The 7,699-nt window shown below is 67.4% G+C and carries 8 protein-coding genes; 5 read left to right on the forward strand and 3 right to left on the reverse strand.

The annotated features are described in order from the left end of the window. Positions 1-125: 125 nt before the first annotated feature. Positions 126-476, reverse strand: coding sequence for a tetratricopeptide repeat protein (locus tag ACFWTC_RS37965; RefSeq protein ID WP_383921531.1), 351 nt, complete (start codon positions 474-476; stop codon positions 126-128). Between the two features lie 104 nt (positions 477-580). Between ACFWTC_RS37965 and ACFWTC_RS37970 the strand changes: the two genes are divergently transcribed. After that, positions 581-1,546, forward strand: a complete 966-nt coding sequence (locus ACFWTC_RS37970; RefSeq protein WP_384030696.1) for a pirin family protein — start codon at positions 581-583, stop codon at positions 1,544-1,546. A gap of 1,128 nt (positions 1,547-2,674) precedes the next feature. Here ACFWTC_RS37970 and ACFWTC_RS37975 read toward each other — a convergent pair. Next, positions 2,675-2,968 (reverse strand): hypothetical protein, encoded by a 294-nt coding sequence (locus tag ACFWTC_RS37975; protein ID WP_384030579.1) that lies wholly within the window; start codon positions 2,966-2,968, stop codon positions 2,675-2,677. 538 nt (positions 2,969-3,506) lie between these two features. Beyond that, positions 3,507-3,662, reverse strand: coding sequence for a hypothetical protein (locus ACFWTC_RS37980; protein ID WP_384030577.1), 156 nt, complete (start codon positions 3,660-3,662; stop codon positions 3,507-3,509). A 137-nt stretch (positions 3,663-3,799) separates the two neighbouring features. Between ACFWTC_RS37980 and ACFWTC_RS37985 the strand changes: the two genes are divergently transcribed. The 4 genes from ACFWTC_RS37985 (at position 3,800) to ACFWTC_RS38000 (ending at position 7,608) form a co-directional block, all read left to right on the forward strand. Further along, a complete protein-coding gene (locus ACFWTC_RS37985) occupies positions 3,800-3,994 on the forward strand; it encodes a hypothetical protein (protein WP_384030575.1) in 195 nt (64 codons plus the stop codon). 249 nt (positions 3,995-4,243) lie between these two features. Continuing rightward, the gene (locus ACFWTC_RS37990; protein WP_384030574.1) at positions 4,244-5,050 is read left to right on the forward strand and encodes a hypothetical protein; all 807 of its coding nucleotides are present in this window, start codon (positions 4,244-4,246) and stop codon (positions 5,048-5,050) included. Positions 5,051-5,056: 6 nt separating this feature from the next. Next, the gene (locus ACFWTC_RS37995; protein ID WP_384030572.1) at positions 5,057-6,220 is read left to right on the forward strand and encodes a helix-turn-helix domain-containing protein; all 1,164 of its coding nucleotides are present in this window, start codon (positions 5,057-5,059) and stop codon (positions 6,218-6,220) included. A 137-nt stretch (positions 6,221-6,357) separates the two neighbouring features. Further along, positions 6,358-7,608, forward strand: coding sequence for a hypothetical protein (locus ACFWTC_RS38000; protein ID WP_384030571.1), 1,251 nt, complete (start codon positions 6,358-6,360; stop codon positions 7,606-7,608). Positions 7,609-7,699: the final 91 nt, after the last annotated feature.

Here is a 7,699-nt window from a genome sequence, read left to right on the forward strand (position 1 = left end):
GACACCCACCCCATACGACAACGCCGGCTCCCAAGACCACAACCAGGTCTTGGGAGCCGACGTCACGCACGGGCCCGAATAAACCAACAGCGTCCCACGGGGCCGGAGCCCCGTCCGGGGCGCCCCTACTCGGGCGACTCGCCCGCCATCGCCGCGGCCATCCGCAGGTGCGGACGGGCCTCGGCGGCCCGGCCGAGCCGCTCCAGCGTGCGACCGAGCATGAGCTGTGCGTAGTCCTCCACGGGCCAGCGCTCCAGGACGGCGCGGAGCTCGGTCTCGGCGCGCGAGAGCTGGGCGGAGTGGTAGTAGGCACGGGCCAGGAGCAGCCGGGGCGCCAGCTGCTCGGGGACCTCCTGCGCCAGGGTCTCCAGGACGCGGGCGGCGGTCGCGTACTCCTTCGCGTCGAAGAAGAGCCGGGCGCGCTCCCAGCGCTCGGCCGCGGTCCCGTGCCCGAGGTACGTCGTCGGCCCGTTCATCGTGTCCCTTCCGCCGGTCGGGTGGTCTGTCCGCTGCCTCCAACACCCCTGTGCCGCAGAACATTCCGCTCGGCGCGGCCGCCGCGCGCGGCTAGGTTGTCCGCATGAGCAATCTCGATCGCCAGCCCGCCCTCTCCGCCTGCGGCGGCCGCGGTTTCGTCGTGGCCGAACCGGTGCGCGAGCTCCTCAGCCCGCGCACGGTCAAGCTCGGGGAGTCCACGGAGGTCCGACGCCTGCTGCCGAACCTCGGCCGCCGCATGGTGGGCGCCTGGTGCTTCGTGGACCACTACGGCCCCGACGACATCGCCGACGAGCCCGGCATGCAGGTGGCGCCGCACCCGCACTCCGGCCTGCAGACCGTGAGCTGGCTGCACGAGGGCGAGGTGCTGCACCGCGACAGCGTCGGCAGCCTGGAGACGATCCGGCCCCGCGAACTGGGCCTCATGACCTCCGGCCGGGGCATCAGCCACTCCGAGGAGAGCCCGCGCCCGCACGCCCGGCTCCTGCACGGCGCGCAGCTCTGGGTGGCCCTGCCGGACGCCCACCGCAACGTGGAACCGCACTTCCAGCACCACGCCGACCTCCCGCGGGTCACGGCCCCCGGCCTGACGGCGACGGTCATCCTCGGCACCCTGGACACGGCCACCTCGCCCGGTACGGCGTACAGCCCGATCGTCGGCGCCGACCTGACCCTGGCGGCGGGCACCGAGACGAGGCTCCCGCTCGACCCGGACTTCGAGTACGCGGTCCTGTCGATGTCGGGCGATGCCCACGTGGACGGCGTCCCGGTCCTCCCGGGCTCGATGCTCTACCTGGGCTGCGGCCGCACGGAACTCCCCCTGCGGGCGACGTCGGACGCGAGCCTGATGCTCCTCGGCGGCGAGCCGTTCGAGGAGGAGATCGTCATGTTCTGGAACTGGATCGGACGGTCCCAAGAGGATATCGCACAGGCCCGCGAGGGCTGGATGAAGGGGACCCGATTCGGCGAGGTGAAGGGCTACGATGGCGCTCCGCTTCCGGCTCCGGAACTTCCCCCAACTCGCTTGAAGCCTAGGGGAAGAGTGCGCTGAACTGTGCTGATGCTGCCAGGGGTGGGTCGGACGGGGGGTGTCATTTCCTTCCGGTTCCCGTGGTCTGGCGGACGCCGTTGCGGTCTCCGGGCAGGGTTCTTGATCTTGGCGTCGCGTCCCATGTGGAGCCGGGTGTGGTCAGGTCTGGTCGGACGAATGCTGACCCTTTGCTGACTCTACTGACGAGTAGTTAGATTCCTGGAGCGGGAGTTCGGGGACATGGTCCGGCAGGGGGACGTCACGGCGAGCCGCTTGTTCCTGGACCCTCCGGCTGCCACGGTCAGCTCGGTGCGAGCTCTCGTCCGAGGCTGTAGCCCGCCGGCGGTCTGTCGCGCAGGCCGGCGCAGGGCGTTGTGGGTAGTCGACAACGCCCGGTGTTCACCCTGCTGGCCCGGGGGCTGACTGCTGTTGCAGACCCGGCTCGGCTCTCTGGCTCTGGATCCGGTCTGGCCGCCGTCGGCCGGAAACGCAACGGCCTGGTCCTCAAAGGCGATCTCGTGGGCGAACGCGGGTGCGTCTGCGGCCTGGCCGGGCGTGATGACAGGCCGCCAACGGCTGTCTTCGGCAAGGTGGATCTGACCCCTACGGGGCGAGGGCCCCGAGCGATCGCTCGCTCGGGGCCCTCCTGGCGGGGTTGCCGGCGGGGGGGGGGGGGGAGAGGAGGGTTCCACCGCGAGGATCTCGTTGACCGCGCCCTTCTCACCCTTCTCGACCCTCCTGTTGCTACCCGGAGGGTCGTTCTTGTTCTGCTGCCCTGTCGGCCTCCCCGGCGGTCGTATGTCCACGATGATCTGCCTGCCGCTGGCGTCTTTGGCCGGCTTGCCGTCCGGGCCCATGACGGGCATCCGGCCGGGGAGTTTTGTCCGGTCCACGGTGCCGTCAGCCTTTACCCAGGGCGGCCGTGGAGGAGCAGCCGGCCTGTCGGAGGCTGTGGCGGTGAGGACCCAACCGATGAGGAGGGCGGCAGTACCTGCCAGCACCGATGCGAACGTGCCCTGTTCAAGCGTGCCTCCTACGGTTCGATGTACTGGAAGCCCGGCAATGTGCCGACATCAAAGTCGTAACAGTCCCCGCAGGTCCGAACCTCTCGGCGACGGCACGGGCCGACTGCCTGCTCGGGCCGGGCCGTCATCGGGGTCGGTGCCCTCTCCACGTCCCACGGGGCGAGTCGGTCCGCGAAGGTTCTAAGGGTTCGAGCCGCGTCAACTGCGCCAACAGGCGGTGGTACGCGGCGGGGTCCCGTGCGAAGTCCGTCTCGGCGGCGAGGGCGGTCTGGTCGGTGTCCTGCCCCCGGAGCAGGTCGACCGAGGTCTGTGCGAACCGCTTGGGGAGACCGTGCTTCTCAGAGTCGGCCAGCAACAGACGTAGCTCGCCCACTGCCTGGTCGGCGTTCAGCCGGGCCGTCGGGCCGGCCTTCAGCATGCACCGCAGCCCAGCGGCGGGGGCCGCGTCGTCTAACAGGCCTTGCAGCTGCGTCGCGAGCTCCCGGCCGAGAGCCGCCGTCTCACGCGCCTGTGGGCCAGCCTCCCGCAGTACCCAAAGTGCCGTCAGCCCGGCGTCCGGGACGCCGTCGGAAGGCTGAGGCAGGAAACCGTGGTACTCCCCTTCCCGTGCCGCCGCGACAGCACGTCCGTTGTTCGCCTCGGCGATCGCTGGACGCAAGGAGGTCCCGGCGAAGCTGCGTCAGCTGCTCAATGTCGAGAGCGGGGTCAACGACGGCCTCGCCTTGCCCGTCGCCCTGATCCTGATCGCCGCCGCCGGCCCCACTTCTGGGCAGCACAGTCGTCGGTGGGGGCGTGATCCCTCGAACTCGCCCTGGGCCTCGCCCTCGGGGTCGTGCTGCCGCTCGCGGTCGCGGGACTGGTGCGCCTGCGACTTCTCGGGGCCGAACCGAAGCTCCAGCTCCTGCTGCCTCTGGCGGCCAGGATCCTCCTCTACGCCGCCTGCCACCTGACGCACGCTAACCCCTGCTGGCCGCGTTCTCCGCCCGTGCGGTCCTCGCCGCGGTCTCGCCCGAGTCGAAGACGGCCTTCGCATCGCGTGAGGAGGCGTACACCCTCATCGCCGTCTGCATCGCCTTCTCGATCATCGCCCACAGCAGCACCGACGTCCCCATCGCCCGGCTCTGTCGACGACCTCGCGGGCATCCCGTCCGACGACCACGGAGAGCAGATCCGCGTCCCCGTTCCGCGCGACACACCCGATCAGGAGAAGCGCCATGCCAGCCCGTGATCTCGCCGCGCCGTACCCCACGTGACCACCGACGATCCCGCGGTCGACGCGATGCGGTTGCTGGTGGACGGGAACCTTCCGGCCCTGCTGGTGCTCGACACCGACGGCATGCCGTACGCCGTTGTGTCGGGCTCCCAGCTGTTGGGGCAGCTGGTGCCCGAGGGCGTGATGGAGGACCCGCTGCTCGCCGCCAATCAGCAGTGCGCCCCATCGTGATCGCAGTGCACTGGCTCTCTGGGTCCATGAGTGCGGGGCAGGTGGCGATTCGCCTACCTGCTCCGGGAAGTCGGCACGCGGTTGGAAGCCATCCATGTCGGCCCGGGAGTGACAGCCGCCGCCTGCTGGTAGCGGTCCGGTTTGCTTGACGGGCCTCCCCGTTCGCGCACCGACTTGAGAAACCACACGCACGAGATGCATCTGCTTTATTTTCACGCAGAAATGGGCGGGTCCTGCTATCGTCGGTGCGTGGAAATCACTCTGCAGCAGGCAGTGGGTGATCTCCGGCTGGCACGTGCGCTGGAGATCGTCCGGGACGTCGCGCGCGATGTGTACGCGACCAACGCCGACCGTCATGACCCCTCGCATGGGGATGACAGCGGCACCTTTGCCCAACTGGTCTGGCGGAACATCGCCAACCTCTCCTTCCAGAGGCTCAACCAGGCAGGCGTTCCCGTCCGAAAGGTTGCCGGCGGGGCGATCGAGATCGTCGCGGGGCCGTGGGTTGTGAGGATCTACAAGTTTCCGCTGACTGCACCTGGCAAGGTGCGGGACAAGTTGGAGCAACTGAGCTGGGACGGCAGCGCTGCACGTCTGAGGGGCGCTGTGGCGAACAGCTCGATAAAAGGACAGTTGGCCTTCGACCAGGATCCGGACTGGGCCGAGAGCTTCGCCGATGCTGTGCGCCAGGGCCACGTGCGGGTCATGCACACAGGCGATCCCGAGACGGGCAACTGCGTCATCGAGGTGGGTCTCCCACGAGACAACCGCGAAGGCGGGTCTCCTTGGCTTGATGGCACGGTCGAGATCCACAATGATCTCCAAGTCGGCCTTCCGGCTCCCCGTTCGGCAGCAGATGCCATGGCTGGGCTCGAAGGGTTGCCACAGGAGGTCGGTGCGGACCTGGAGCGGAAGCTGCCGGATTCGAGCTCTGACGAGACCCGTACTGCCGAGGGGGCATCAAAGGCGCCTGCCTACAGTGACCTGGACGAGCACGAGCTGCCGCTCCGGCGGCGCACCGAAGAACCGCGTGAAAAGCGCGAGAAGACAGACTGAGAAACCATGCCGACACCGCTGCGAGGATCGAGAGGCGCTGAGCTCGCCTCCCGCTCCTTCGAACCAGAAGCTCTGACGACGGCCCGTCACCTTCGAGGACTCCGCAAGAACGAGCTCGCCAAGAAGGTAGCGCTCACGCCAGCGGCGGTTAGTCAGTACGAGCTGGGCCAGAGCCGTCCGTCGACTTCGGTGGTTGCGCAACTGGCCATGGCATTGGGGGTGCCGGCCACGTTCTTCGCTGCCGGGCACCCGCAGCCGACGGTGCCCAGTGCTGCCCACTTCCGGAGCCTTCGGGCAACGACCCAGCTGCAACGTGACCAGGCTGTTGCGTTCGGCAAGATCACCTGGAGGCTGGTTACGACTATCGAGCACTACGTGGAGCTGCCTCCTGTTGCGCTGCCTCGCCTGGCATTGCCGTCGGAGCCCAGCCGGGCCGACATCGCGGCCGTGGCCCGGGATGCTCGCGACGCGCTGGGAGTTCCGACCGGTCCCGTTCCCCACATGACGCGGCTTCTGGAAGCTCATGGTGCGGTAGTCCTGGAACTTCCCGCCATGTCGGAGCGTGTGGACGCCTTTTCGCACTGGTACGGAAGCAGGCCGATGGTCTTCCGTAACCCTGCCAAGAACGACAGGGCGCGGTCTCGGTTCGACGCCGCACACGAGGCTGGGCACTTGGTCATGCACCTCGACGCAGAGCCCGGTAGCCGGATTGTCGAGAATCAGGCGCACGACTTTGCGGCGGAGTTCTTGATGCCGAGTGCGGAGATCCTCGCGGAGCTACCGCAGCGCCTCGATTGGGAAGCGCTCTACGCGCTGAAGCGGCGTTGGGGAACATCATTGAAGGCCATCGTCTATCGCGCTCACGCTCTCGGCGCTTTTCGCGATGCAACATACAAGCGCGCGATGATGATGCTCTCGCAGAACGGGGATCCGGAGCCGTGCGACCTTGGCCCTCGTGAGGCCCCTCTTCTGCTGGAGAGAGCGGTCCGCCTATGCGAGGAGACAGGCATTTCTTTCGACGAGCTCGTTGCCCGGTCGGGTCTTCCCTTCGAGCTCGCCAATGAGGTCTACGCGACAGCCACGATGACCCGTCCCCGCCTCGCTCTGAGTGTTGAAGAGGGCGATGTGGCGACGGATGGTCTTGAAGTGCTCCAACTCTTTCCTGGCTGACCGCCCAGTAGCGGCTGCCCCGACCCGGAGACGGTGACGCAGTGGCATCGTGGGGGCCGCAGGTAGGGCTGGTCGTCTTGCCGAGACCTGACCAATTTTGCTGCCGCCGAAGGTAACTGTCACGGATCATGGGCCGCATGAGCATGGGCGAAGGACTCTGGGTGGCTGGGCATCAGATTCATCGGCTGCGAGACGGGTGGGGACCCGAACTCGTGGCCGCCTTCACTGACGAGATGCTCTGCGCGAGGCGTGTGTCAGCAGGCAAGGTCTACGGGGAAGGCGCTGGCGACGACACCTGGGTTGAGTACTCGCTCGAGGGGCCGGGCCGGGTCGTCTCGGAGCGACTGAGTCTGCTCGGTTACACCAGGGCCGCAACGATGAGCTTCCTGGACGAACTGCTGGATGGAAGCCGCCTGGCGTGGGGCATCCCCTCGTTCTTTGAGGAGGAACGCCGGCGGCAGGAGGCTGAGCGCACCCTGCTGGACGCGAGCACTGCGGACGATTGGATCGCGGCCGTAGCTGCTGGTCCGGACAGTCTGCCTCCGCAGACACCGGGCGGATTCGCATGGTTCCTTCGCCTCCTCGATCACACGGAACCCGGCTTCGCTCTGCAGGCCTTCCTCGTGGCCTACCCGGACGCCGAAGTGAGGTTCGTCCTGGACGCGGACGATCCCGACCTCGTTGGGGAGAACAGTGAGCTGGGCAACATGTGCGTCGACGCATTGGCTCACGTACACCAAGCCTCAGCCGCGCACGCCCCTGTGATAGTCCTGACCGAGGGCAGCAGCGACGTGGCGATTCTGGAGCCAGCCCTCGCGCTGCTCTACCCGCATCTGACAGACCTCGTGCGCTTCATGAACTACGCCAATAACGCACAAGGCGGCGCCGGCTCCCTCGTCACGACGGTTCGAGCCTTCGCTGCGGCTCACGTCGCCAACCCCGTCATCGCGTTGTTCGATAACGACACAGCAGCTGCGGACGCGCTCCGTCCGCTCAATCGTGACAGCTCTCTGCCCAGCAGCATCAAGGTGCTCCGATATCCGCCCATTGAGCTGGCCGCCCGCTATCCCACCCTGGGCCCCCCTACGGAGCAAGGCCCAGAGGGACGGATCTCCGCAGCCGATGTCAACGGACTGGCCGGCTCGATTGAGCTTTACCTCGGTGAAGACGTTCTCATAGGCTCTGACGGTGCGCTCCGCCCTGTGCAATGGAACAGCTACAGCAAAGGCAGCAAGCAGTACCAGGGCGAGATCATCGACAAGCGCGACATCCAAGCGGCCTACAAGGTCAAGCTGGCCAAGGCCCAGGAGAATCCGGACATCATGGACGAGCAGGATTGGAGTGGGATACGCGCCATCCTCGACATGATCATCCATGCCTTCGACTAGTGTCCTGCGCCGGAAATGGCGACTCTAAGTTGGTAGGCTGTTTGTATGTCGTCTCGGGGTCCTCGTGCTGTCGAAGTCGTGCTGTCCGCCG

The sequence above is a fragment of the Streptomyces sp. NPDC058619 genome (assembly GCF_042717785.1).
Classification (GTDB): domain Bacteria; phylum Actinomycetota; class Actinomycetes; order Streptomycetales; family Streptomycetaceae; genus Streptomyces.